31 protein-coding genes and 1 other annotated feature are annotated in these 25489 nt (G+C 34.6%); of the genes, 20 read left to right on the top strand and 11 right to left on the bottom strand.

Annotated elements, in window-relative coordinates:
- Positions 1-10 precede the first annotated feature (10 nt).
- A complete protein-coding gene (locus VK91_RS14585) occupies positions 11-520 on the bottom strand; it encodes a YwhD family protein (protein WP_004228535.1) in 510 nt (169 codons plus the stop codon).
- A 585-nt stretch (positions 521-1105) separates the two neighbouring features.
- Here VK91_RS14585 and VK91_RS14580 point away from each other — a divergent pair.
- The 3 genes from VK91_RS14580 (at position 1106) to VK91_RS22920 (ending at position 2732) form a co-directional block, all read left to right on the top strand.
- The gene (locus tag VK91_RS14580; RefSeq protein ID WP_048393791.1) at positions 1106-1456 is read left to right on the top strand and encodes a PadR family transcriptional regulator; all 351 of its coding nucleotides are present in this window, start codon (positions 1106-1108) and stop codon (positions 1454-1456) included.
- Positions 1443-2441 carry a hypothetical protein gene (locus VK91_RS14575; protein WP_048393790.1) on the top strand — a complete coding sequence of 333 codons (999 nt, stop codon included), beginning with the start codon at positions 1443-1445 and terminating at the stop codon, positions 2439-2441. Before VK91_RS14580 ends, VK91_RS14575 begins: the two co-directional genes overlap by 14 nt.
- A 150-nt stretch (positions 2442-2591) precedes the next feature.
- Positions 2592-2732, top strand: coding sequence for a hypothetical protein (locus VK91_RS22920; RefSeq protein WP_197078728.1), 141 nt, complete (start codon positions 2592-2594; stop codon positions 2730-2732).
- A gap of 157 nt (positions 2733-2889) precedes the next feature.
- Here the strand turns inward: VK91_RS22920 and VK91_RS14570 are convergent, their stop codons facing one another.
- The 3 genes from VK91_RS14570 to VK91_RS14560 form a co-directional block, all read right to left on the bottom strand.
- On the bottom strand, positions 2890-3285 hold the full coding sequence (locus VK91_RS14570) for a DUF3888 domain-containing protein (RefSeq protein ID WP_048393789.1): 396 nt from the start codon (positions 3283-3285) through the stop codon (positions 2890-2892).
- 99 nt (positions 3286-3384) lie between these two features.
- Positions 3385-3579, bottom strand: coding sequence for a hypothetical protein (locus tag VK91_RS14565; RefSeq protein WP_053075722.1), 195 nt, complete (start codon positions 3577-3579; stop codon positions 3385-3387).
- A gap of 208 nt (positions 3580-3787) precedes the next feature.
- Entirely contained in the window at positions 3788-4426 is a 639-nt protein-coding gene (locus VK91_RS14560) for a hypothetical protein (RefSeq protein WP_048393788.1), read from the bottom strand.
- A 134-nt stretch (positions 4427-4560) separates the two neighbouring features.
- On the opposite strand from VK91_RS14560, the gene VK91_RS14555 reads away from it, so the two are divergent.
- The gene (locus VK91_RS14555; protein WP_048393787.1) at positions 4561-5442 is read left to right on the top strand and encodes a hypothetical protein; all 882 of its coding nucleotides are present in this window, start codon (positions 4561-4563) and stop codon (positions 5440-5442) included.
- Between the two features lie 36 nt (positions 5443-5478).
- Here the strand turns inward: VK91_RS14555 and VK91_RS14550 are convergent, their stop codons facing one another.
- Positions 5479-5685 (bottom strand): hypothetical protein, encoded by a 207-nt coding sequence (locus VK91_RS14550; RefSeq protein WP_048393786.1) that lies wholly within the window; start codon positions 5683-5685, stop codon positions 5479-5481.
- A 144-nt stretch (positions 5686-5829) separates the two neighbouring features.
- On the bottom strand, positions 5830-5952 hold the full coding sequence (locus VK91_RS22515) for a YjcZ family sporulation protein (protein WP_081010967.1): 123 nt from the start codon (positions 5950-5952) through the stop codon (positions 5830-5832).
- 405 nt (positions 5953-6357) lie between these two features.
- Between VK91_RS22515 and VK91_RS23080 the strand changes: the two genes are divergently transcribed.
- Both VK91_RS23080 and VK91_RS14535 read left to right on the top strand, forming a co-directional pair.
- Positions 6358-6609 (top strand): hypothetical protein, encoded by a 252-nt coding sequence (locus VK91_RS23080; protein ID WP_231595673.1) that lies wholly within the window; start codon positions 6358-6360, stop codon positions 6607-6609.
- Positions 6610-6994: 385 nt separating this feature from the next.
- Positions 6995-7957, top strand: coding sequence for an alpha/beta hydrolase (locus VK91_RS14535; RefSeq protein WP_231595677.1), 963 nt, complete (start codon positions 6995-6997; stop codon positions 7955-7957).
- Positions 7958-8454: 497 nt separating this feature from the next.
- On the opposite strand, the gene VK91_RS14530 is transcribed toward VK91_RS14535, so the two are convergent.
- A complete protein-coding gene (locus tag VK91_RS14530; protein WP_048393784.1) occupies positions 8455-8808 on the bottom strand; it encodes a hypothetical protein in 354 nt (117 codons plus the stop codon).
- Between the two features lie 188 nt (positions 8809-8996).
- On the opposite strand from VK91_RS14530, the gene VK91_RS14525 reads away from it, so the two are divergent.
- The 9 genes from VK91_RS14525 (at position 8997) to VK91_RS14485 (ending at position 17211) form a co-directional block, all read left to right on the top strand.
- The gene (locus VK91_RS14525) at positions 8997-9221 is read left to right on the top strand and encodes a hypothetical protein (RefSeq protein ID WP_048393782.1); all 225 of its coding nucleotides are present in this window, start codon (positions 8997-8999) and stop codon (positions 9219-9221) included.
- Between the two features lie 214 nt (positions 9222-9435).
- The gene (locus tag VK91_RS14520; RefSeq protein ID WP_053075721.1) at positions 9436-9783 is read left to right on the top strand and encodes a CPCC family cysteine-rich protein; all 348 of its coding nucleotides are present in this window, start codon (positions 9436-9438) and stop codon (positions 9781-9783) included.
- A gap of 507 nt (positions 9784-10290) precedes the next feature.
- Complete coding sequence (locus VK91_RS14515; protein WP_048393913.1) at positions 10291-11196, top strand: NAD(P)/FAD-dependent oxidoreductase; 906 nt, start codon at positions 10291-10293, stop codon at positions 11194-11196.
- A gap of 200 nt (positions 11197-11396) precedes the next feature.
- Positions 11397-11894: an ATP-binding protein gene (locus tag VK91_RS14510; protein WP_048393781.1), complete on the top strand. Its 498-nt coding sequence runs from the start codon at positions 11397-11399 to the stop codon at positions 11892-11894.
- A gap of 156 nt (positions 11895-12050) precedes the next feature.
- Positions 12051-12302 (top strand) — a binding site (T-box leader).
- 78 nt (positions 12303-12380) lie between these two features.
- Positions 12381-13742, top strand: coding sequence for an amino acid permease (locus VK91_RS14505; protein ID WP_048393780.1), 1362 nt, complete (start codon positions 12381-12383; stop codon positions 13740-13742).
- A gap of 187 nt (positions 13743-13929) precedes the next feature.
- On the top strand, positions 13930-14400 hold the full coding sequence (locus tag VK91_RS14500; protein ID WP_048393779.1) for a peptide-methionine (S)-S-oxide reductase: 471 nt from the start codon (positions 13930-13932) through the stop codon (positions 14398-14400).
- Between the two features lie 443 nt (positions 14401-14843).
- A complete protein-coding gene (locus VK91_RS14495; protein ID WP_048393778.1) occupies positions 14844-16277 on the top strand; it encodes a hypothetical protein in 1434 nt (477 codons plus the stop codon).
- A gap of 67 nt (positions 16278-16344) precedes the next feature.
- Positions 16345-16632, top strand: a complete 288-nt coding sequence (locus tag VK91_RS14490) for an RNA polymerase alpha subunit C-terminal domain-containing protein (RefSeq protein ID WP_048393911.1) — start codon at positions 16345-16347, stop codon at positions 16630-16632.
- 18 nt (positions 16633-16650) lie between these two features.
- Positions 16651-17211, top strand: coding sequence for a DUF4256 domain-containing protein (locus tag VK91_RS14485; protein ID WP_048393777.1), 561 nt, complete (start codon positions 16651-16653; stop codon positions 17209-17211).
- A 58-nt stretch (positions 17212-17269) separates the two neighbouring features.
- Here the strand turns inward: VK91_RS14485 and VK91_RS14480 are convergent, their stop codons facing one another.
- Together VK91_RS14480 and VK91_RS14475 are read right to left on the bottom strand one after the other, a co-directional pair.
- Positions 17270-17479: a hypothetical protein gene (locus VK91_RS14480; protein ID WP_048393776.1), complete on the bottom strand. Its 210-nt coding sequence runs from the start codon at positions 17477-17479 to the stop codon at positions 17270-17272.
- Positions 17480-17528: 49 nt separating this feature from the next.
- On the bottom strand, positions 17529-18401 hold the full coding sequence (locus VK91_RS14475) for a hypothetical protein (RefSeq protein ID WP_053075720.1): 873 nt from the start codon (positions 18399-18401) through the stop codon (positions 17529-17531).
- Between the two features lie 140 nt (positions 18402-18541).
- On the opposite strand from VK91_RS14475, the gene VK91_RS14470 reads away from it, so the two are divergent.
- Positions 18542-18775: a DUF3953 domain-containing protein gene (locus VK91_RS14470; RefSeq protein ID WP_048393774.1), complete on the top strand. Its 234-nt coding sequence runs from the start codon at positions 18542-18544 to the stop codon at positions 18773-18775.
- A 15-nt stretch (positions 18776-18790) separates the two neighbouring features.
- On the opposite strand, the gene VK91_RS23235 is transcribed toward VK91_RS14470, so the two are convergent.
- Positions 18791-18925: a hypothetical protein gene (locus VK91_RS23235; protein WP_255349867.1), complete on the bottom strand. Its 135-nt coding sequence runs from the start codon at positions 18923-18925 to the stop codon at positions 18791-18793.
- Between the two features lie 265 nt (positions 18926-19190).
- Here VK91_RS23235 and VK91_RS14465 point away from each other — a divergent pair, with 265 nt between their 5' ends.
- Positions 19191-19391: a hypothetical protein gene (locus tag VK91_RS14465; protein ID WP_048393773.1), complete on the top strand. Its 201-nt coding sequence runs from the start codon at positions 19191-19193 to the stop codon at positions 19389-19391.
- A 171-nt stretch (positions 19392-19562) separates the two neighbouring features.
- On the opposite strand, the gene VK91_RS14460 is transcribed toward VK91_RS14465, so the two are convergent.
- Positions 19563-19820, bottom strand: coding sequence for a hypothetical protein (locus VK91_RS14460; protein ID WP_231595671.1), 258 nt, complete (start codon positions 19818-19820; stop codon positions 19563-19565).
- Positions 19821-20476: 656 nt separating this feature from the next.
- On the opposite strand from VK91_RS14460, the gene VK91_RS22285 reads away from it, so the two are divergent.
- From VK91_RS22285 to VK91_RS14440, 3 genes are all read left to right on the top strand, one after another.
- Entirely contained in the window at positions 20477-22579 is a 2103-nt protein-coding gene (locus VK91_RS22285; RefSeq protein WP_053075719.1) for an Ig domain-containing protein, read from the top strand.
- A 669-nt stretch (positions 22580-23248) separates the two neighbouring features.
- Positions 23249-23878, top strand: coding sequence for a hypothetical protein (locus tag VK91_RS14450; RefSeq protein ID WP_048393769.1), 630 nt, complete (start codon positions 23249-23251; stop codon positions 23876-23878).
- A 706-nt stretch (positions 23879-24584) separates the two neighbouring features.
- Positions 24585-25489 (top strand): hypothetical protein (locus tag VK91_RS14440; RefSeq protein WP_048393767.1); only part of this gene is annotated, 905 nt, incomplete at its 3' end.

Below are 25489 nucleotides of genomic sequence, written 5' to 3'. Positions count from 1 at the left end.
ATAAATCCTCCTATACAGACAACTGGTGTTTTAATTCTTCGGGTGAGTGTTTCCAATACGCTTCATTAAATTCAGATAAAAACTGAAAAAGTAGCTTTTTTGAATGACTATCCATATGCTGCAAGAGAAATTTCCCTTTCAGTGCCTTATCTAAAAAATTTACCTGCTCTGGCAAAGATTTATAGCCAAGCTTAATACGACGTTCTTCTTTTGATACCCGTACTTCACTTGCGGTACATCCCGCATAATAGGGGCCATTTTGATTAACCTGAATCGCTACCCAAACTATCCAATAACGATAATAATCGCTACTAGCATGAGCTAGATCAGGTGAAAAACGAACTTTTTTTTCAATTTTACTTCGTCCGTGTAAGGCTTCTAAATCTATAAACACGTGCTCTTTTTCACAATCTATAATAATTGACGTTACATTATTTAGATCAAGGGTACCTACTCCGTAACCTCCATCTCCGTCAGTTGAATCGTTACTTAAAATTGTAAAATGCATTTTCTCTTTCATAGAAGTCACCTCGACACATTTGTATTTCCTTATTAATAAATAGTTAATCGGTCTGAACATACAGTTTTTGCTCATAGCAAAAACGCATAAAAAAACATCACTGTACGCTACGTTGTACAAGATGTTCTACCTGTTGGTAATTTTTCAAGTACAAATCTAACAAACACATTACGTATAGTTTTATAAATTAAGATACTTGAACGTTTTAGTAGTAATTTTTTTTCTATACGTAATGGTTGTCTAGGATTTTTCCTCATACTTTTATCGTTAAAAAGTATAAATACAATATAACGTCTAACATCAATGATTGTCTTCAGACTAATGTCTGAAATGTTATGTATTGGAAATTTGACGATAATACAGTGATTGGACCTTTAATTAACAGAAGGTTGTTGCTATAAATTTTGCCTTTCTGATTTAACTGTTAGAAACCAAGCAGCTGAAAAAGGGACTAAGACTCCTGAAAACAGCTAATTTTCTATAAAGGAAAATAAAATTGCTTGTTGTTGTAACAACAATAGTGTACGATACATAGTATAAGTTATACAGTGTATATCATATAGTAAGTGGAATTGAGGTGAGTGAATGAGTACGTTACTGAATTCATTAATGACAGAACTTAGGAGAGGAACACTGACATTAGCCGTTTTAAGTCAATTACGAACACCGCAGTATGGATATTCACTTGTTCAATTATTGGAAGATTCGGGCATTAACATTGATCAAAGTACATTATATCCATTGCTTCGCCGTTTAGAAAAACAAGAGTTAGTGACAAGTAGCTGGGAAACCTCTGAGAGTAGACCCCGCAAGTATTATGTCTTAAGTGAATTTGGATTAGACGTCTTTTTGCAATTGAAACGAGAATGGATTAATAATTCAAAAGAACTTTATGAGCTACTAAAAGGAGATGAGGATAAAGATGAATCTGACTGAAATTTATATTCAAGAAGTCACGCGGAGGCTCCCTGAAAAAAATCGTGAGGATATCGCACTTGAGTTACGATCAACCATTGGGGATATGTTACCTGATGATTACAATGAGCATGATGTAAAGGAAGTGCTGGAAAAGTTAGGGAATCCAGCGGCGTTAGCGAGCGGTTATCGTGATCAACCAATGCATTTAATCGGCCCTCGCTATTTTGATGTATACCTTTCGTTACTAAAAATGATTATACCAATTGCCGCTGTCATTGCAGTAATCTCAATGATTGCTGAATATTTTATTAGTTTTGGCGGGGAAGAAGCGGTTATGAATGCTGTCCTCAATCTGATGGGTGAAGGAATATGGAGAATCATCGAAGTAGGCATACATGTCTTTTTCTGGCTAACGGTCGTATTCGTCATTTTGGAACGTACTGATAAAGGAAAAGAACAGCATCCATTATCAGCAAGTCTAAAAAAATGGACTCCCGAAGATCTGAAAACCGTCATTTATATTCCTAAGAAAAAAGCAATTACCAAGCTTGAAGTATTTGGCTATTTAATGTGGACGGCCATTTGGGCAACTCTATATTTCTATGCAAATCATCTTTTAGGTATATATGAAGATGGTGGAGAGGGTCTTGAATTCGTAATGCCAGCTTTAAATCAGGATGTTTTACTTCGTTATTGGCCGTTTGTGATCGTTGTCATTGCTCTCGAAATTGGGTTAGCTCTCTACAAACTACTGAAAGGGCAATGGACGAAAAAGGTGGCAATCTTTAATACAATTGTGGAGCTTTTCGCAACCGTTGTATTCATTGTGATAGTAAGTAATCCGAATTTAATGAACCAAGAAAGTATCGCGTACATGAGTAATTTATTTACCACATCTACTGAGCAATTTGAAATATGGCTAATTGGCGGCATAATTATTATATTTGTTGTATCTGCGGCAATCAGTATATTCGACGGCTTCCGCAAGGCTCGAATTCGTTAATTCGTCGATGTTTATCAACACACTTTACTTCAAGATGGCATCCATAGTGAGCCATCTTTTTTTCAACTAATGGCGTTATGTAACTTTCATACTTTTGAAACGTATGTAGTATAAAGTGAAATTACATAAATAAACAGCGGGGGAATTAAAATGGGTTTACTAATTGGAATAGCTATTGTACTAATTGTGTTTTTCTCTTCAAGCATAATAGAGAGAAAGTTAAAATCGATTGAAAGGCAAAACAATCGCATAATAGAAATACTAGAAGAAATAAGAGATAAAAATAAATAGATAGTCCACGAACAGCGAAGTTCAGTATAACCATATAACGATAAAATACCCCATCAAAGTAAATCTAGCTTTGACGGGGTGTTTTTATGATTAAATCTACTTCAGATGACAAAAATTATTCAATAAAGGGACAGCATATGATTTTAATGGGAAGGTATTATTCAGGCGGATATTTATACGTTTTGAGATGCGTGTGATGAATCAATTTAACATCAGGTCCTGAAGAAATTTCATAGGTCATTCGATCCTTTCCAATAGGAATCCATTGTCCGCCATCCGTAGGTTCAATTTCAAATGTAATTTGCATTTGAAAGCCTCGGAAATGATTTCTTTTTGTACCAATTACTTCAATTTTCCAAGGCGTAATATGTGGGGAAACATCCTTTCTAATCTTTGAATAATAATTGGTCAAATCTTCTTCAATATAAGGAGTAAGCAAAAGCATGAGCATATCCTGCAATCTCAGCTCGTTAGAATCCTGTGTTGGTTCAGCGGATATCGTTTGAAAAGAAGTAACAAATATAAGGGGGAGTACGAGTAACATCTTTTTCATTTTCTTCTACACCTCTTAGTGATCTTTCCCTAATGCATTGTATTGTTACCTTTATGGAATGAAGTATGTATGATCGAAGTAAAGGTGTTCGAGTATAGGTTATACAAATAATTGAAGATATTTTCTGACATGACGATTGGAAAAAAATAAGCTGCGATACGGTTCATCATAATAAATGGTGTGGAACCAATCATTTTGACGGAGCCTTGCTATATGTTGATCAATTTTTCTTGTATGTAAAGTCGGTTGACCAACATAGGTATTCGATAAAAAATTTAAAATAACCTCAAACATAAATCTACGTCCCATCATAACGAAAGTATTATATGTATGGGATGGCGATGAAGTGTGCAATAGGCAAAAAATAGAAGGGGCACAGATGGAAGTGCCCCTTAGTAACAAATCGGGAGGTGCCATGTTAAACGAATTCGCTTAACACTACTTCTATTTATATGATAAGATTACTTGGTTTTATAGACCATCATCTTGCATATGCTAAAATTTACACATCGTAGCGAAGAATAGCTGTTATCCAGTCCTTTACTAATAGTTGCCATTGGAGCTGTGAACTGTCTAAGGGAAGAGAGAGACTTTGCAGCTCTTTAGGGAGCAAGTGTATTTTATGACGTATTATTTCATTGTCAGGTGATTCTGTATCAATAAATAAAAGATAGCGTCCGATTAAATCTTCCTTATACATAGATGGATAATCAAGGGCTTTTAATACACGTGTAGAAAATTCCACACCATTTATTTTTACTTCAAAATGTCCCCGCACATTAAATTCACAGTGAATATGTGTACCAGATAATCGACGTAGCGCTTGTAGGAAAGCAGCTAATGTTCTTTCACTAATGAAATAGGTTTTCCAATAGTATTGACTCTCTTCGTGTTTACTTGAATTAGCATCATATGTATCGTATCTTATTTCTAATGTTTCTTCGGTTTCGTCAGATTTTTTCCTAGTGAGGTAGTGCCGAGCAATTTTTTTAATGGTGTGATGATCTAAATCACATCCATAGCTGAGAATAGTTACTTGTCTACGCTGTGCTTTGGCAAATAACCGCATTTCTAAATTTGCATCACTATTTAAATCCCAGCCATAGCGTGGATTGTAATGAATACATGTACTTTTGTTCATTGCGACCTCCTTTTTGCCATGTCTACTAACATTATAAATAATTTTGTCTAATTTTCCTTATTTTTCTTTTAAAAATGAAACTTTTGGATTTTAAGTTTCGTATAAACTGGAAAATACTTTTTTAGGAGGTAATTATGGCTAAATGGAGAGGCGCAATCCTTCTTTGTACGTTGCTATTAACAGCCTGTACAGCAGAAACCGTTCAACCTAAAGAACAAATACAGGAAGAGAAAAACGATGAAAATATTGTGGTCACAAAGGATGGCAAAATAACCTTTGAAATTAAGAATGAGATTGGTGTTCCACAAGAAAAAGTAGAGGCTATAAAGGATGAAATTGTGACAGCATACGACCACATAAAGAATTCTATACATACTTCCTACACGCCATCTGAGCATATCAACGTATGGTTTAAGGAAGACGGTCTATCCTGGGGGTTTGCATCGAAAATCGAACTAACTGGTGTTCAAGAAGATATCTATCCACTAGTCCATGAAATGACCCATTCTTTACTTGGCTATGGCAACAATTTCGAATCAGACCATGGCTATTTTACACAAGAGGGTTTTGCGAGTTATATGGAGGATCAATATGGAAAAAATAAATTATACTTTGAAAAATACATGAAGCATTATTTGGATTCAGATAAGTTAATTCCTATTAGTAAGTTAATTGATCCAAATCAAGATGATGTCTATTTTCGCCCAGCACTTTCAAGTGAAGAACAGAATCGAGTCATGATGGAGATGAGCTACACGCATGCGGCATCATTTGTTACATATTTAATTGATACTTACGGACTCGAAAAGTTTGAACATATATATAACGAGAAAGAACTAGCGCAAAAATTAGAGGAAGTTTACGGAAAGAGTAGTAGTGAGTTAGAAAAGGAATGGTTAGCATTTATTCAACAACAACAAGGGTTTACTCATGAGGAAAAATTTAAATCAGGAAATTTTTATGAGATGAATACAATTCTTCTTCAAATAGACCCAAAATATTTTGCCAAGGAATAATATTTTTCTAAATATTTAAGTAAACCCAAGTGCTCTTTAATTGGAGCTCGTGGGTTTACTTGTGTATGAATTCGGATGAAGCTGTCTATGTAATAAATGAACGCCCAGTAAAACGCACAGACCACCAATGATTCTTAATAATATATTTTTGAGAAATACAGTATCGTCAACCGTAATGACAATCAACATAGGGCCAACCATAATCAATGCGATGCCTAGCAATGCTTTAATTACTCGCAACATGTAAAATTCACCTCAAATTTACCATTTCAAATTTGATTATCGCACGATTATCTGAAAAGGAAAAGGGTCACTAGGCTGGTAAAGTGACCCTTGACCTTACAGACTCCTAAAGTCTGCAAAAGGGTTAGGTGCTAATTGGGATGATTAGTATAAGAAAGAAGCGCCAACAATAATTAAAAGAATGAATAGAACGACGATTAATACGAATGTTGAACCGTAATAGCCGCCACCGCCAGAGTCGCCGCCGTAATAGCAGCTGTTGTTCATGTTACCTACGTTTCCGTTGTATCCCACTGAAAATCCCTCCTTTCTACAACCTATAATATGTATGCTTGCAGAAAGGAGAAATGGTATTTACCCTATGGTTCTAAAAAATGATGAAAACATACTTGTAAATTATTTTTATAGAAGAAGGTTTTTCATTTACTTAATTTTTATTTTTTTACATAATTAGAGAGTGGTGTTTTAGGTTTGCAAGTAAAGTTAGAAAAGAAAGCGGGCGTTACATGTTAAGGGAAAAGTTAAAGCAAAAAATCATAAGTGAACCAACCGAATGTATGGCTTATTTAACAGAATTAGTGAAGTCAAATCGAATTTATGATGGGGAGTATTGGCAATCATTATAGATAGTATAAAAAATGGACCTGATTAACCAACACACAGTGGGATGTTTTGTTAGATAAGGGTTTATTACCTGATCTTTATGTAGAATGTGATAGCTGTGAAGATACCATTCCTTGGTCCGAAATGTACCGTGCGATCTTCATAGCGAGAGATCATTATTGTCCCTTTTGTAGATATTTAGCAAATAAAGAAAATACAAGGTTATTAGACGAGGATGGTAGAGACAATAATGAAATGGTTCATGATAACTGCCGAATGGCTATTGTTTTTATATGTGGTAATTTGTCTATTGAGCTTTAACATAATTCACCTTGGAAACCTTCTCTATGTGGATATGCCGCACGAAGAACCGATGATTGTGACAACATCTTTTGTTCAGACCTCAATGTTCATTATAGGAATAGGTGCTGTTTGTTTCTACTATATGAAATATTTAAGGGGTAGTAATGCTTATAAAAGGTCAAAGGCAGTGATCTGGGGAAGTCTATTTACCTGCCATGCATTGGCAAGCTGCTTTTATTTGTTCATGCGATATGGGCTGATATGGAATCAGCATGAAGCAATGGAGCTTTTATTATCGACTTTGATTAGTTTCATTTTAAGCATTCAGGCAGTTATGAAATATTACGTGTGTAAAATGACCGAAACTTGATTGTGTATAAAATGCAGGATATAGGTGAGAGATATGAAAAGAGGATTTAAACGCATTATGTTAATAATATTTACAATTATTTCATTATTTGTGTTGATTCTTACTTTGAGCTTTATTAATCATAAAATACAATTATCAAAAGAAGAGGTACGATTTGTTCCAACTGGGCAACTTGTAGAAGTTAATGGTCATCAAATGCACGTTTATACAGAAGGAAAAGGAGAAGATACCCTTGTTTTTATGTCTGGTGGTGGTACGAGCTCACCTGCATTAGATTTTAAATCACTTTATACTTTGTTAAGCGATAAATATAAAATTGTTGTTGTTGAAAAGGCAGGTTATGGATTTAGCGAAGTCACAGATATTGACCGAGATATTGATACAATTCTAGCTGAAACAAAAGAGGCACTTTTTAAATCAGAAATTGAAGGTCCATATATTTTACTCCCACATTCGATGTCTGGCATTGAAGCCTTGAAATGGGCGCAAGATTACCCTGATGAAATAAAAGCTATTATTGGATTAGATATGGCTGTTCCTGCTGTATATGAAGAATTATCTATCAATATGTTCCTCGTTCGATTAGGTGCTTTTACTGCTAAGACTGGTTTGATCAGATGGATTCCAAATCTATCGGAAAGTGATGCAATAAAATATGGGAATTTAACAGATGAAGAGAAGGAGTTGAATAAAGTAATTTTTTATCGAAGAACATTGACTAAAGATATGGTTAATGAAATAGATTATATAAAAGTAAATGCGCAAAAAGTCAAAAAAGCTGGAATCCCGAACATGCCTATACTTTTGTTTTCATCGAATGGTGAGGGGACTGGTTTTGACAATCAAAAGTGGAATGGAATTCAAAATGACTTTATTAATAGGATTGATAAAGGTAAATTGATAGAGTTAGATTCATCTCACTATATTCATAGTATTGACTATGAGCGAATAGCTGAGGAATTAGAGGCCTTTATAGAAGGTTTAAATCGTTACTAGCGATTATGTAATGACTGGTGAAGAAAATATTTTTGAAGACTTTAAAGAAGTCAATCAAAAAAACAAGTGGAAAAAGCGATTGATATAGTGAAAAAAATGCTAATTGGATAAATAAAAAAATAGAAATGGTACGCTATGCTGACTACCAATTTCAATTTCCATTTAAGAACAGTAGCGAAAACAAAATAGCCTCTTATTCGCTTTGAGTTAGCCAAAATGGTGAAAATTTAGAAATTGTTACGGATAGTGATAAATATGTGAAATTAACAAAGCAAGATTCAGAAAAATCTCTATGAAGTTTTAATAGGGGAAAAATTAATAAAATAATGTCATGTCTTGAATACGCTTCAACTAACAAAGTCTTAACTTGAAGACCAATGGTAGTTTAGTTTGAAGAGCTTTGTTTAACTTGCGTCCAACAAACAGGGCCAGATTGCTGAATTACATTCTTTAACGAAAGGTTCGAAAACGATGCTTTGGAGATTTTTAAAGTTACACTACATTTTAAAAACAGCATCTATTGTGCATACATATGGAAGCTGCTCTTTTTCAGCGTAGATGTTGACAAAAAATGTGATTTTTGCGTTGCCAAAAGTATGCGTTTCTTCTTTATCTGCATACACTTCAAAAAAATCAATTGTGTAATGTTTATATCCATCTTTCTCCATGTAACACCAAACTTCATTAGCTTTTCGTGGATCAAGGCCTTTAGTATGTAAAAACTCGACAAGCGTATTATTTTTCATAATTTGCTCCGCATAAAAAATACAATCCTCACATAGGCAATGATCGACAGTACCAACAAGTTCTCTCTTCGCATAAAATTGCTCATTTAATTGTTTCGTGTTCATTATGTCCTCCAATAGATTAATGGTTTAATTTTATCAATAATTCAAAAATTTTTGCATATTTATTTATTCACATAACGAAGTAGATTGTTGAAATAAATGTAATATACTTAAAAAATGTATGGATAATATATGTTATAATGGTTATTAATTACACAATTATCGATTAAATAGTTTCAAGGAGGTTGTTTATGAAAATAACCGAAGGCTACGGCAAAGTGATGATAGATGATTTTGAATTTTATGGTGAAATTAAACAAGATAAATGTTCTAAATGCAAATATAATTTAGTATATTACGATGATTTTGATTCTTATTTTTGTCCTAATTGTAATAGTTGGACTGAATCAAAATGTAGTGACCCTACTTGCAAATATTGCTCAAATAGACCAGAAACACCTTTAACTCGCAAATAACGAAACTAAACTCCCATGAAGGGACTTAATCATCTTTCATTGTCTATGGAGACATGCTAATTTTGACCTTCGTTGATGGCTAACTGAATGCTCAGTAATAAGGAGATTACAATTTTAAACTCATAGTATTTTATCAAAATGAAAAGAGAAAGATTGTTGTTCCAGAACTTAGGTAAAGAGAATTTGAAGGACTTTACCAGGAGGTTTCTCACAAATGAAAAACGAAGAAAATAAGACAAATCAATACGTGCCAAACATAAACTACGATGATACAACTAACTGCGAACATGACATTGAATCTGATATAGTAGTTGGAAATTCACCATGCCCTTGTTGCGAGTTTATTACAATTCCGAACAATGGCGATGCCCTTGCTTATATTTGCCCCGTATGTTTTTGGGAGATAGATTTGTTTATTCAAAGTAATGTTGAGGCAAGTGACCAAAACCATGGCTTAACATTGACTGAAGCAAGAAAAAATTATCAAAGTTTTGGGGCAGTATTGCCCATGTTAAAGAAGTCTTGCAGACAACTAAAAGAATATGAATATCCAATAAAATGAAGAAGCAGATTCAAAGTTGATTGGAGTGGAAAACAGCGACTATGGGAGGAGCGACACAACCCCTCCAGAATGCGTACGTCTGAAACAGAAATCAACGGTTTTAAATTGTTCAAGATTCGGGCGAGATTTTGCAATAAGGAACAGCTCTCGTATTATCAAAACATAAACTAACAACACAATATTTTTTATGTGAAATAACAGGTGGGGATAATACCAAGATCCAGATGAAGAAATTGCTTGGAAGAATACCAATGAAATTTCAAAATTTATTCATACATACCCGAAAGACTCAGAAGCTATTGAACAACTATTATCAAATTTATCTTAAAAAAATCTTCCACAATTGTGCGCATTTCTTTAAAAAGGAATGCGTCTTTTTTAATACGAAATAAACAAAAACTGCGCGTTATTAGTGTGTAAAGAATGGAAATCCATGATGTAGGAAATAATGTAGTTCTCGAATGCAAATTACAATTCAAAAGAAAGCAAATCAATACGGAGGTAAAAATGACTGTTCTTGATTGTATCATAATAGGCGGAGGTCCTTCTGGGTTAAGTGCTGGCTTAACTTTAGGAAGAGCTAGGAGAAATATTGCATTAATGGATGATGGGACAAATAGGAATAGAGTGACACAGGCGTCACATGGATTTATTACGCGTGATGGGATAAAACCACAAGCATTTAAAGAAATAGCTTTAAAAGAGTTGGTGAATTACCCGTCCGTCTCCTATCTTAATGCGACAGTTACTGAAATTATAAAGGATATAGGTAATGAGCGATTTACTGTCAAAACATCTACGAGTCAGGAATTTGTTTCAGAAAAAATCATCCTCGCCACCGGTGTACAAGAAATATTTACTATACCAAGTATAAGAAAGTTTTATGGAAAAAGTCTATTTAGTTGTCCGTATTGTGATGGCTGGGAGCAAAAGGATAAGCCATTAGTGGTGATGGCAGAAAAAGAAGAGCATGTACTGCATTTGACTAAGTTGATTTATAATTGGTCACAGGATTTGGTTGTCTTAACGAATGGAGCTCACTTATCTAAAGAAGGTGAAATGGAGTTACAAAAACACAATATCAAAATAATATCAGAAAAGGTAAAAGATCTCATAGGTAATGATGGGTACTTGCAAAAAATAGAGTTTGAATCAGGAGCCACCATTATAAGGTCGGGTGGATTTGTGGCCCCCTCTTATTATCGCCCCAATCAGTTTGCTGAGAAGCTTGGCTGTGATATTGACGAAGATGGAAAAGTCATAACAGATGGTGTTGGTAGAACAACTCAAAAAAATGTATATATTGCAGGGGAAACCGAAAGATCTAAACCTTCCACTTTAATGATTTCAGCTGCCAAAGGTAATAAAGCTGCTGTTTCAGTAAATACTGATTTAACGATGGAACGCTTTTGATGACGCCAAAACACTTGGAATAGGATCTTAGCAATAACATATCAGCTAATGTATTCTCAAATATTGTGTTAGAGTTACTATAAGAAATGACGAAGAACGGATTTTGCTTGTAGAATCCGTTTTTGTTGTTCCAAAAATTATAGTTTTACAAGGTAGGGTAACAACTAAAACCAATAAAAAAAGCTCGGGGGAAGAAAAACATGAAACAAGTGGGGACTCTATACTTTTTCTGTGGAAAAATGGGAGCAGGAAAATCAACAAAATCAAAACAATTGGCAAAAGAAAAAAATGCGGTACTTTTATCTGAGGATGAATGGCTTTCCTCTCTTTATCCCAATCAGATCACATCATTTGAGGACTATCTAAAATTATCAGCACAGCTCAAGCCGATGGTGAAAAAGCATGTCCAAAACATTTTGAGTGTTGGTACACATGTAGTAATGGATTTTCCAGGTAACACTCAAAAACAGCGAAAGTGGTTTTTGGATATAGCGTCAGAGGTCAATGCAAACCATCAACTAATCTACCTTAATTTAAATAACCAGCAATGCTTGCGTCAAATTGCGCAAAGGCGTAACGAACAACCCGAAAGAGCAGCTTTTGACACGGAAGCGACGTTTATTGAAGTTACTAAATTTTTTGAAGCACCAGAAGCTTCTGAGGGTTTAAATATATGGGAGTTTAGTGGGAAAGAATAACACAGAGTTATAGCACCAAGAAAAATTAGCTGGACTAAACCGCCTATAGAATTGTCATATGTAATTTATGCGGTTTATGAAGAATTTTTAAAAATTATATTGACAAACTATTTTTTTTCTGTAAAATGAAAAACAATTCAAAAATATTTGTATAGAACAAAGGCTATGAAAAGAAGTAGTATCAATTATTTTTACGAACAGAAAGTTACCGGTCGATGAGAGGTGCATGTAAAACGATTGAGAATTCATCTTGGAGCTGTGTACCGAAAGGATTATTCTAAGTAGGCTACGCCGGTAAGCACCCGTAATCATGTGCGAGAGTATCGTCAAATGACCGTACTTCTTAAGGTAAGTAATGTGAATTGCTTATAAATTAAAGGTGGTAACACGAGTTGAATCGTCCTTTTGGTTAATCCAAAAGGGCGTTTTTTTTATTCCTTTTTTGAGCAAGTATTTGAAAATTTAAACGTATGAGGAGTAAGCATTATGAAAGATAATCATCAAGATTCACAACTAAAGCGGGAATTAAGTACTCGTCACATGCAATTAATTGCACTAGGCGGGTCCATTGGAGTCGGTTTATTTTATGGCTCTAGTTCAACCATTCAAATGGCGGGACCATCTATTTTACTAGCTTATTTAATTGGCGGGTTAGTTATTTTCACCATTATGCGTGCATTAGGCGAAATGGCAGTAGCAGAACCTGTATCAGGCTCATTCAGTATGTACGCGAATAAATATTTAGGGCGCTTTGCTGGGTTCTTATCTGGTTGGACATATTGGTTCATGTGGATTGTCGTGGGCATGGCAGAATTAACAGTAGTCGGTGTATATATTAACTACTGGTTTCCAGATATTCCACAATGGGTAACTGCCCTTGTCGTACTTGTTATGATGACGCTTGTAAACTTAGCAAATGTAAAAGCATATGGAGAATTCGAATTCTGGTTTGCGATGATTAAAGTTGTGGCAATTATCGGGATGATCGTACTAGGATTAGCTATTATTTTCTTCGGTGTCGGCAACCACGGTGAAGCAATTGGCTTTGATAATTTATGGGCACATGGTGGCTTCATGCCAAATGGTTTCCATGGTATTTTAATGTCACTCGTATTAGTTATGTTCTCATTCGGTGGGGTTGAATTAGTGGGTATTTCTGCAGGAGAAGCAAAAAATCCTAGCAAGTCCATTCCATCAGCGATAAACAACATCGTTTGGCGTATTTTAATTTTCTACATTGGGGCGCTAGGCGTTATGATGGTTATTTATCCTTGGAACGAAGTTGGCTCAGAAGGTAGCCCGTTCGTTCAAATTTTCGATTACGTTGGCATCCCTGCTGCGGCTCACATTATTAACTTTGTCGTCATTACAGCTGCAATGTCTGCCTTTAATAGTGGCTTATATGGTTCAGGACGTATGCTACACAACTTATCGGTACAAAAAAATGGTCCAGAATATTTTAAAACAGTAAGCAAAAACGGTAGTCCGAGTCGAGGGATATTATTTTCGTCAGCTGTGTTATTAATCGCGGTTGTCTTAAACTATGTAGTACCTGAAAAAGTGTTTATCTATATTTCTGCAGTTGCGACGGTTGCAGTTATTACAAGCTGGATGATTATTTTATTAGCACAATTGAAATTTAGGAAGTCAAAAACGAAAGAGGAAGTAGCCAAACTGAAATTCAAAATTCCGCTTTACCCACTTTCTACGTATATTGCTATTGTATTTTTATTAATGGTGATTGTGTTAATGGCGTTTATTCCAGATATGCGTGTTGCCCTATATGTGGCACCAGTTTGGTTTTTCATCTTATATATTGGCTACAAAGTAATACATGTTAAAAAGTAGTTACATCTTTTATACTGATACTTCTACTGGCAAATTGTTAAAAATTCATTTTGGTATACTCGATTCATTACGTTTATCTAAGATTTAATAATTTTTAGCCATTAGTAAAGAATGTGATGAGTGCCTTCCTTTATGAATAGGTTCATAATAAAATTGATCTGTATTTAGACAAAAAAGGAGGGGCATGATGGAAGTAATATATTTGGCTGGTGGATGTTTATGGGGCGTACAAGCTTTTATAAAAACGCTACCAGGAGTTACGTTTACAGAAGCAGGAAGAGCGAATGGAACAAGTCGTACGCTTGAGGGCGATTATGATGGATACGCTGAATGTGTAAAAACAGGGTTTGATCCAACAGTTGTAACCATTCGAGATTTAATGGGCTATTTATTCGAAATCATTGATCCTTACAGTTTGAATAGACAAGGACAGGATGTTGGCGAAAAATATAGAACAGGCGTATATAGTGAAAATCCTGAGCATTTAAAAGAGGCGAAGGCATTTCTTAGAGAGCGAAATGATTACGAGCTTATAATGGTTGAAGTGTTGCCCCTTACAAACTATGTCAGAAGTGCAGAGGAACATCAAGATAGATTAACCAGATGTCCAAATGATTATTGTCATATTCCCGCAGAAATTTTAAATAAATATAAATAACGGAATTACGAGACCTTTCTATGTTATTAGTGCGTCATTTGGATTATCAGGTTATGTATTTGCTAAAACGCAGAAAATTAGAAGGAAATGATCAATATCAGAAAGTGCTATTGATGAAACAAGAAAGCATATTACTGTTAACCCCGTCCTAACTTGGAACGGGGTTATTCTTATTTAGAAGGGTTAAAATTGTCACTTTACAAAAGCGGAACTATTTAATTTTGATAAAGGGAAGCATTACGATTTTAAGTGAGATTTTCCCCCTAAAGAGCCATGATGTTCAAAAGGTTCAGCAATTCCATATAGAGAGTTTGGATTAAATCATTTTTAGCAAAGGAGTATATCAAAACTTTATTACTTACAGCACCCTTATATTGGTATAAAGTAGTAAATGTAGAAAATTTACATAGATATTACATAGTGTTGAAAGGTTGAATGTTAATATGAAAAAAAGTTGGTTGTTATTATTCTTCATGGTATTGATGTGCGGATGTTCAAATCAATCCAAGGAGAAGCCTGGGGTCGAGGCTAGCGGCGAACAAGAAGCGGCATCTAAGTTGGCACAGGAAAAGCAGTTGGTAGATCGTCAATTATATGAGAAATTATCTGAGGCTGTTGAGACAATAGGCTATACATACGATATGCAAACATTTGCTGATAATGAGTATAATCAGGGCGTTTTATATTCAGAATTAATCGATTTTGATAATGATGGGGTTCAGGAGGTTTATGCCTTCATGAAGGGAGTAGACTACCCATTATCTGCATATACACATCGAAATAAGGATAATTATATCCAAGAAGTTTGGACGGGAAATACGAACGGTGAAAGCGCTATTCTATCTTTTTCAAGTGAAGTTGATCAATTGGTCTGCTCAGCCTGTGATATGAATGTGTCTTTAGTCAAAGGTCAGGATGGTCGAACGTTCATCAAAATGTTCTCCAATCAAACAAGTCAAGGTACTACGGTTGACAAGATCTGGATTTATGCCAAGGAGCCAACTAACTCAGCAATGGAGTTAGTTATTACTGGCTATACAATGGATAATAACAATGTAGTGGGTATCGATTATTTTTTAAATGGTGAAGTAACAGATCAAGCCACATATGACACAGCTTTTGCCCCATATTTAGGTGAGGAACGTTCCATATTGATTAGTAATTTTTCCGAGAAAAAATATGGTTTCGATTATACTAGCCCAGCTAGCAATGTTGGCACAGTCCTTGCTGCCCTCGCACCGAGCGTAAATAGTATTGTTGGGCAAGAAGCTTTGCTAGAAAAGAAGAAAAGGGAAGAAATCGTCAGTGCCTTAGAGGAATTTAATACAAAGAGACGCATCCATCATCAAGACAAAAAAGTCGTCCAATCTTTAGTGTTAGATGTTATTCAAAAGGCCAATCTTGACCATGAGTATTCAGACATGAGTGAAATGGTTTTTGATGGGGCCTCCGTCCAAGCAAAATACAAAGAAACATTTGGCGTTGACTTAGATATTGAGAAGATGAATTTCCCTTCCAGAGAGAGCCAGTCCATTATGTCTTATGAAGCAGGGAAGTTTTATATCTATCCAACTGGTTTTTATTTCGATGCTATTGACCGCCATTTTCAAGATGTCTATAAAGTCAGAGACGATTTATTCTATGTGACCATCTTAGATAATGAATTTAATCATACTGAATACTCACTCTCAAAGGATACAAATATTATACCAGAGGAAATGTTTGCGAAGGATATTGCAAGTTGGCCTAAGGAAGCACGTATTTGGCTAAAACCAGGGATACAAAGATATGCTGTGGTGAAATATATGGATGGGGTACCGAAAGTTCAATACCTCGGTGCACAAAACTTAACAGATCAACAAATAGAGGCATTCTAGGTTTCGTTAGCAATACCCTAGATTGAAATATGGTAAAATGAACAAAAGCATAAGGTTTGGAGGGATGATATTGGCAGAAAAAAGGTTAAAAGTTTGTGAAAAAGGACATCCATTTTACAAAAGCACAGATTGTTCAAGCTGCCCTACCTGTGATCAGGAAAATAAACCTAGCAGTGGCTTCCTTTCCAAATTGAGTTCACCTGCAAGAAATGCATTCGTACACGCAGGTATTGATACGTTGGAAAAACTATCTATGTATACGGAAAAGGATATCTTAAAATTACATGGTGTTGGACCAGCCTCCTTACCGATTATGAGATCATCATTGAAAGAAGAAGGCTTGTCATTTAAATAAGTGAGGGGGAAGACAACAATGTCAACGAAAGAATTGTCACAAGAGCAAACCGAGGAACTAATCAATACTTTGCAAGTTCGCTTCGAGAAAAATACATCTCGCCATGAAGGGCTTGATTGGGCAAATGTCCAAGCTAGGCTAGAGGCTAATAGGGAGAAACTATGGTCGCTCCACGAAATGGAGGCAACAGGCGGTGAACCAGATGTAGTAGGCTATGATGCAAACACGGACGAGTTCATTTTTTATGATTGTTCTGCGGAAAGTCCTAAAGGTCGCAGAAGTTTATGTTATGACCGTGAAGCATGGGAATCTAGAAAAAATCACAAGCCTGAAAATACGGCTATGGATGTTGCCAAGGAAATGGGCATTGAGCTGTTAACAGAGGAGCAATATCGCCAACTACAGGAGCTTGGCAAGTTCGATTTAAAAACATCCAGCTGGGTACAAACACCTGACAACATTCGCAAACTAGGCGGTGCCATCTTCTGCGACCGTCGCTATGACATGGTCTTTATGTATCACAATGGCGCAGAATCCTACTACGCAGCAAGAGGCTTCCGTGGATCGTTAAGAGTTTAAGAAATAAAGGCATATGTCCGATCTGTGGATGAGCATATGCCTTTTTTTATAGAGAATTTTATTTGTTTAAATCAATAATTTTGACATATGGCCTTTTACTTCTTTTGATATATTTAATGTGATTCACACAAGCTCCAAATGCTGAAAACATGATGAATAAAATAGTGATGATACTTGGAATCGACAAATAAATTGGCATGATAATCCAAATTAAAAGTAAAGCATACCAAGAGATAACAAAACTCTTACTATGTCGCCACTGTTTCATTTACGACGCTTCCTTTCTGTATTGGCGATAAACTTACTTAAACAGATATTTATTCAAATGTCATAGACCAATTCCCATCAGCCGTTATATCAAAGTAGTAAATTGAAGTATCCTCTACTTTTTGAACTTTTGAGCCACTGTAAGTACCAATTTCATTAGCTAATAAAACGCTGTCATTAGCTTTCACTACAAAATTCCTAGAGCCGTCATGCGTGAAAGCAACGGTTTTAGCACCTTTTGAAATATTCATAAATACTACGCTATCACCTGTACCTGTAACTTTGCCTTCAGGTGCAACCTCAGCAGGAATCTCTTGGGACATATTAATCGTCCATGGACCACTTGCTGTTACTTCATACTGATATTCACCAGTGGGTACAGCATAAATTTTCTTACCAGTGTAGTTACCAATCTCATTAACAACTAATTTGATCATGTTAGCATTAGCGTCTAATAGTTTAACAGCAAAATTGCTAGACCCCTGATGAGTTGCATCTACAATAACGAAACCCTTCTCTAATTTGAATTTCTTCGTAGCTGTATCACCAGAGCCATTTATTTTTAGAGCTTCTAGTTTAGCGATTCTTTCAGCTTCAGCTTTTGCTCGAACTTCAGCTTCTTCTTTTGCCTTTTGTTCAGCCAATGCTTTTTCTTCAGCTTCCTTTGCTTCACGAGCAGCTTTCTCTTCTGGGGTTTCTTCTTTAGGTTTTGTCACAGTTTCCACTTTTTCATGGGTGGCAGCTTGTTTACCTGATTCTGTTCCATCAATAGGCGTTAATATGAATCCAACAATAAATATAACAACTGAGATACCTAATACAAGTCCGCCCTTCATTTTTTTCTTTTTAATAAGTCCAATCACTATTAATACGAGACCTACAATAAAACCTAAAAAACCTAAAAATGCCAATAATAACGACATATTTCCATAAAACCTCCTTTTATATTACTATATAGGAAAGTATAGGTAGATGTATACAGAAAATGAAAAGAAGTAGCTAAGTATATTGACACTGCACGAAATAATTTATATTGTAGTTACTAAAAAGGGGGTGGGAATTTATGTTAAATTGTTTAAAAATTATTTTTTCCATCACAGGCATATCTTTAGCAGCTTACGGACTAATCACACGAGATTTCCAATTGAATTACCTCATGATATTGTTCTTAGGCTTTTTCATGTTCACTTTAGGTATTCAAGAATTTCAAAAACAGCGAACAGTTTATGGTTGGTTCCTAATGGGGGTATCTATATTTTCAATCTATGTGTCCGTTCAGAGCTTTGTCTTGATTTAAAGGAAGCAACCACTGTTAATTTTCGTAATACCATACATCAATCAAGTCCTTCCAGACACTTTCATAAATCACTTCCAAAGTATATAATGGCCCTTCATCTGGATGGGATTCAGTTAAAATTTGCATGGCATTTTTTTCTGTCGATGTCATGTTCAAATGTTCGTCTTTACCTCACGATTTGCCCCTTGTCCCATCATTATTATTTTTAGGATTTCATCAGGAAATGCAAATGTTTTTTCCTCCGTTTTAACTGTTTCATTACACCCTGCCAGCAATAACAAAATAAATAATAAGAATATTTTCTTCATTATTTTCCTAGATATTTTATAGATTTGATGGGTCAGACCCGCTCATCGCTTATACCAGATATTCATATGTTATAATTTACATAAATTACATAAAATGAGGTGATGTGATGGAGAATGAAAAATTAGTTTGCAAGGCTTGTGGTCGAGATAAATTTACGACTGGACAGGTGGGTGGTACTACAAGCCAAGGCAATATACGACCTATTGGCGCAATTATGGCGGTAGGGTCACCACTCCAAATGACTTTTTGTAAAAGCTGCGGGGAAGTTGCTTCATTTAAAGTGGTAAAACCACAGAATTTTAAATAATGGTTGAAAGGGTCACTGATAGGAAAGTGATCCTTTTTATATAGTGGACGTTTAAAAGGGGATAAGGATTTAAAAGCATACATATGTTCACTTTGGTTAATTGAATACCATGATATGAAACCTGACTTACAAGACAAAACACCCTCTAATAGGTTAAAGGGTGTTTAAAAACTAGATAGAATTTCGATAAGCTCTCAAAGTTGAATGTAAGTTTGAATTCGAACTTGAGATTGATTTTTTATAGTTATACATACCTAATGGGCTTAAATGATTAGAACTAGATCCTAATAACCCTTGCTTTACTGCGCTTTTTAACGTTTCAATTTGTTTGCTAGATAGTTTAGAAGTTTTACTTTCTTCAAGAATTTTATTTACATTATTTATTTTTTCTTGTTCCTCTTTCGATGTAGCTTTAACTTCCTTGCTCATTTGTCGTGTCAACCCATAATACTTTGACGAGGACTTTCGTGACATTAAATATTGCATAGTAGAGAAATTGGTCGTCATCATGATAAATTATCACCTTCCTAATCACATTTTTAGTTCCATAGTTGTTATCGTACTGAACTTGAAAAGATTTAGTATATTTACTTTTTTTAGTAATTGAATTTCAGGTTTAATCAGAACAGATGATGGCACCAGTAAGCATTGAAAAAACGTGGTGAAATACTATCAAGAACACAGTATTAAGTCAGTTGGATATAAACTATCATAACTACCACTGCCGAAGAAGCATATATTGAATATGAAAAATTTGCAATATCAATATATATTGAACGGATGGTTTGAATTACAGAAGGAAAAAAAGTAATAGGTAAAGAATATTTATTGTGGAAGACCCTATTAAAACTAGATGAGTTTGTTGATAGGAGGGATACAATTTAACAAGTAATTTGTGATGTGAAATAGAGCTCTAAGTAAAGTGAGAAGTCGCTGTACAAGCAAAGAATAATTCTAAGCTGTTAATAATTAAACAATTAACAGTACTATTAACGTTTGTTAATAGAAACGACATTAAATGGCTATAAAAATTAATAAGTGAAGATGAAAGATACTTATTCCAAACTAAACTAAGGAGTGTTATTTTGAAAAATATTATTATTAGCATAGTATTCTTATTAAGCTTTGTCGTTTCATTTCTTTCAATAAATACAGTCACCTTTGCTGCAGTTGATTTCTCTGATATTGAGAATTCCTATGCAAAAAATGCTATCAACGAGTTAGTTGAAAAAGGCATTATAAATGGTTATCCAGATGGTGAATTTAGACCAACATCAGCAATTACAAGACAAGATTTTGCTATAATTTTAGCGAAAGCACTGAATTTGAATCTAACTAACTCTCCAAGTACTCCAACATTTACAGATATTCCAACAACTCATTATGCTTATCCAGCTATCGAAGCAGCAGTTAAAGCTGGATTAATAAATGGGATAGGTGATGGGAAGTTCGGCGTTGGCTCAGGTTTAACACGTCAAGAAATGGCCACTCTATTTGCTAGAGCATTAGGTGGTGAAACTAATGGCCTTGGCGAACAACTTACTTTTGCTGACCAGCATAAAATTTCTGCTTGGGCAAGGGATGCGGTAGGTTTTGCAGTAGCATCAAACCTAATGACAGGCGATACATTAAATCGTTTCAATCCACAAGGAATAGCTGAAAGACAACAAGTTGCCCTTGTTGCTTCTCGATTTTTAAAGCAGATTGATAAAGTAACACCAGAACCAGAACCAAAGCCAGAACCAAAACCAGAGCCAAAGCCAGAACCAAAGCCAGAACCAAAACCAGAACCAAAACCAGTACCAAAGCCAGAACCAAACTCAGACTCAGACTCAGTTCCATCACCAACACCAAGTGTAATTCCTGTAGTCGGGATTACATTGAATGAGGTGATAGAAAATCTTAAAATTGGTGAAACAAAGACACTAACAGTAACTGTTGTACCCGCAAATGCGACAAATAAACTTGTGAGATGGACTTCCTCAGATCTGAACGTTGCAACTGTTAACGGGCAGGGGAAAGTAATAGCGACTGGTATAGGTACTGTGACCATAACAGCAACAACGGTAGATGGACTAAAAACGGCTTCAATTACTTTCTCAGTGACCCATAGCAATGGTGCAGCGATTACTGGCGTAGGAACGTCATCATCTGTTTTACAACTGGGAGAAACTACTAGTAGAACAGCAGAAACAACCGAATCAGGCACAATAACGTGGTCATCAAGCAATACAGGTGTTGCAACAGTTCATTCAGGTACAGGTGAAATTACTGCTCACACACCAGGTATCACAACCATTTCGTATACAAGTAGTAATGGTAAAATGAATTCTGTGAGTCTCACTGTATATGATGAGGCAACAGCAAAAAGCCCAACATATTCGCAAGTACTGCAAATGGATGAAGTAATAACAGCTTCAGTAGGAGCAGGCTTATCTGCAACAGCAACAAACAAAAGTTTTGTAGCTGAACCAACAAGTGTAGCGACAGTGAATGCTACAACTGGCCAAGTAACAGCTATAAGTGCAGGTAGCTCAGTTATTACGTATGTAGGAATGGATGCTAATGGCGTAGTAATTGAAAAAGGTACGACAACTGTGACAGTTCATCCACAAGCAACAGTAGCAGCAATACCCATGGTGCCAGCACCTTATTCAGTTATTGGCTGGGGCTCAGCAGCAACTAATTTTACGCCTCCAGGAGTCGGACAATCCATCATCTGGACTGTAACAAATGGTACAGGAGCTGCAACAATTCAGCAAAGTACAGGGGCTATAAGAGGTGTTACAGCTGGTGATGTAACGGTAAACTATAAAATAGTAGATAATAACACTAGAGTAGTAGCTTACAAGTCAGCACCCGTAACGGTAACAATTCCAGATACACCAAGAGTTAATATTTCACCACCATATGTTGATGGTGGGACATTTGGTGGACCTTATTCCATGTCAACTAATGTGAATTTGACGGTTGCCATAACAGGGGAAAACAATTCAACTGTCATTTTCAGTAATCCGAGAAGTAATGATGACAATATTGCCACTGCAACGATTACGGGTCCAAATCCTTCTGGACATGTTTTTTTAAATGTGCAGAAGATTGGTACAGGAGAAGCTCAGATAACATTTGATTACACAGATATTAACAATAATACTGGGTCGATGACATGGATTTTTAATTTTCAATAGAACTAATTTTACAAGCTAAAGGATGCGTCTATGGACGTGTCCTTTTATAGTGTCGTTCAAAAGAGGCATTGACTAATCATTCCCTCTTTTTTCAGCATAAAGTCGGCAATAAAATCATCACAGCTTGGCGAGCAGGCATTCATATATAGTGAACCTCCAAGTAAATTAAGCGAAGCGAAAACAAAGCCAGTTTGATACAAAGCATGTCGCGTGTCGGTCAATGTATTGATACGGACCGATTGAAGCATTTTGGTGCAAAAGCATGGCTTATGTAAATATTATAAGCATACCGTTAGCAGAAACGTTTGAACGGCTTGAGTCCTTTCTACTTACAGTTGTTCATTTTGACAATTATGTGAATGGTTTCACCTAACTAACTTTAAATTGTTTTCAAGGGTTTTTGAAGAAAATTCACAGTAAATATTACTTTAGATGTACAAGTAATGCCTTGTACGCCAATAATAAGGAAGGATAAGTGACGTGATTTGGCGTGATTTGTTTTTTATTTATAAATTACGCCAAAATATACATAATAAACGCCAAAAAAATGGCGTTGATTGAGTATTGATTTAGAAAAGTTAAGAATGTTAGGATAAAATTACCTCGAGGGATATTTACTATAGTAATTCAACAACTATTACTAAATAGATTACAATAGGAGTTTATTTCATGAGAAAATATAAATTAATAACTATTTTAATGATCACAATGACGTTACTTTTTTCAGGGGTCTCTAGTTCGTATGCAATTAGTACTGTTGAAAGTATGAATCAAGAACGAAAATTAGAAAATGATTTAGCAGAAGCACTTGAATTGATTTTTGACAAAGCAGTTTTAAAAAATAATAAAGAAGTTATTGTAGGTTATGATAGAGAAATAATAGAGACAGAATTAAAAGGTAATTCTATGAAAGAGGCGATCATTGAGGGATTAGAAGTAGAAAACCTACTAATTTCTTCTGAAGACGTTAATATAATTTCTGAACCACAAATTACACTATTTGCAGTAGCTTGTGAATGGCATGGTAAAAGAGAAACAATGGAATTTAGAGCAGCAGAAAATGAATGTATTAAAGAAGGTTTATCGAGTTATTTTGGTATTGCTACATCATTAACGATTATTGTTGATGCAATTAGAGCATCTAATTTCAAACAAGCTGCAAAATTAATTTTAAAAGAGTTTCCTAAAAAAGTTGCAGGTGCAACACTTCCAGGTTTAGTAATAAATCTTAGTGTTATCTCAGTAAGCTGTTCTACTAAAATGAACAAACTATTCCCAGGAAGTTCTAATTGTGAATAAGGAAAAATAAAATATGAAATTAATCAGGAACTTTCTAATTTATTTTATAGTCGGTGCGATAATTATAAACATTTCTAAGTTTATTTATAATAAAGAGGACTACTATTTTGATAGTAAAGAGACGATAATGTACGGTATTATTACTATGGTTGTATTTCTCATAATGGATTATGTAAGAAATATAAGTAAGTCCAAAAGTAAATAATTTTGTGATAAACCCAGGTATTCAATAATTTTGAGCCTGGGCTTTTTCCTTTTGTATTATTGGTATATTTAGTAATTAAATATTACTTTATATGAATACATACTAGAAGCGATGAAACATAATGAAAGCTTTGATTGTTCAAATTGTGCAATCATAAAAAAGTCACACCCCCCGAAAATCCACGAAATCAGGCGAAAAGCATGTCTTTGTACATTCACACAAAACCTCTTTGCGAATACATATGAAAGAGGGTAAAAGCATGAACGCTTATGATGAATGTATGCGTTCATGCTGTCTTGATATATCAACGTTTATAGGGGTTTTTTGAGGTTGGTTTTTTAAAAAAAGTCACGGAAAGTAAACATTTATTCTTAAGTTCTTTTTGAATAAAGTTTAGGTCTAAAAAAAATTTAGAGCAACATTAAAAATAAAGTATAATATATGTAATAAATAGGTTTTACTAATTAATTTAAACACTTTAAGAAGCGAGTGAGATAGAATATGATACTTGTAAATGGAATTATTATGTATTTAGCAACAGTTGGTATAATGTTGCTTATTTTGAAAAAAATTAGTTTTGTTATGCTAAAGGTACAAAATAAATTAAAAGAATTTTTAAATCGAAAACAATTGAACTACTTAAATAATAGACAATTAAAAAATCTCATTAAAACTATAAAAATAGAACTTTTTTTATTAAATATACTTAATAAATTTATTCAAGGTTTCCCCTCTAAAGAGGTAAAGAATTACACAAATGAAGAAACTACATACTTTATAAATGGAAATGTAGAATACTATAAATTTTATTTAATTAAGTTCTTACCTATTAATATTTTTAACGTATTAATAGTATTATGTATATTACAATTATTTTATGAAATACCGATAGTTAGTTACATATTTAATATTAATTTACCAACATTCAAAGAGTTGAAAACTTGGATAAGTTTAGCTTCACCACTAATAGTAATTTTAATAATTGTTCTAGCATTTTATTTTTTAAGCCCATCTGGATTAATAAGAACTACAAAAAAAGCTGTTCATAAAGATAATTTAAAAACGCAAATTGAATTTCATTTTAAACATAAAGGGTTATTTTATAGGGCGTTACGTACTGCTAACCAAAATGTAGGATATATTATTAATAATCAGAAGGATTTTATTGAAAATAGAATACATAAAAAAGCTTTTTATTTAGAAAATTTACTTGATATTGATGAAATTTCATTATTGGCAAAAGCAATCAATAATTTTAAAGTCGAAAATTCCAATTTGGAACTATTTACTTTCGGGATTAGTCATAAGGTTTGTTATGATTTAGAAAGAGAATTTTCTAAACAAATGGATGAAAAAGAAATTTCAGAAATACTGCAAAGTATTTTTATTACAAAAGAATCCTTTAA

It is taken from the genome of Lysinibacillus sp. LK3 (assembly GCF_001043675.1).
Taxonomy (GTDB): Bacteria; Bacillota; Bacilli; order Bacillales_A; family Planococcaceae; genus Lysinibacillus; species Lysinibacillus capsici.
This window is presented reverse-complemented; position numbering and strand designations above follow the sequence as displayed.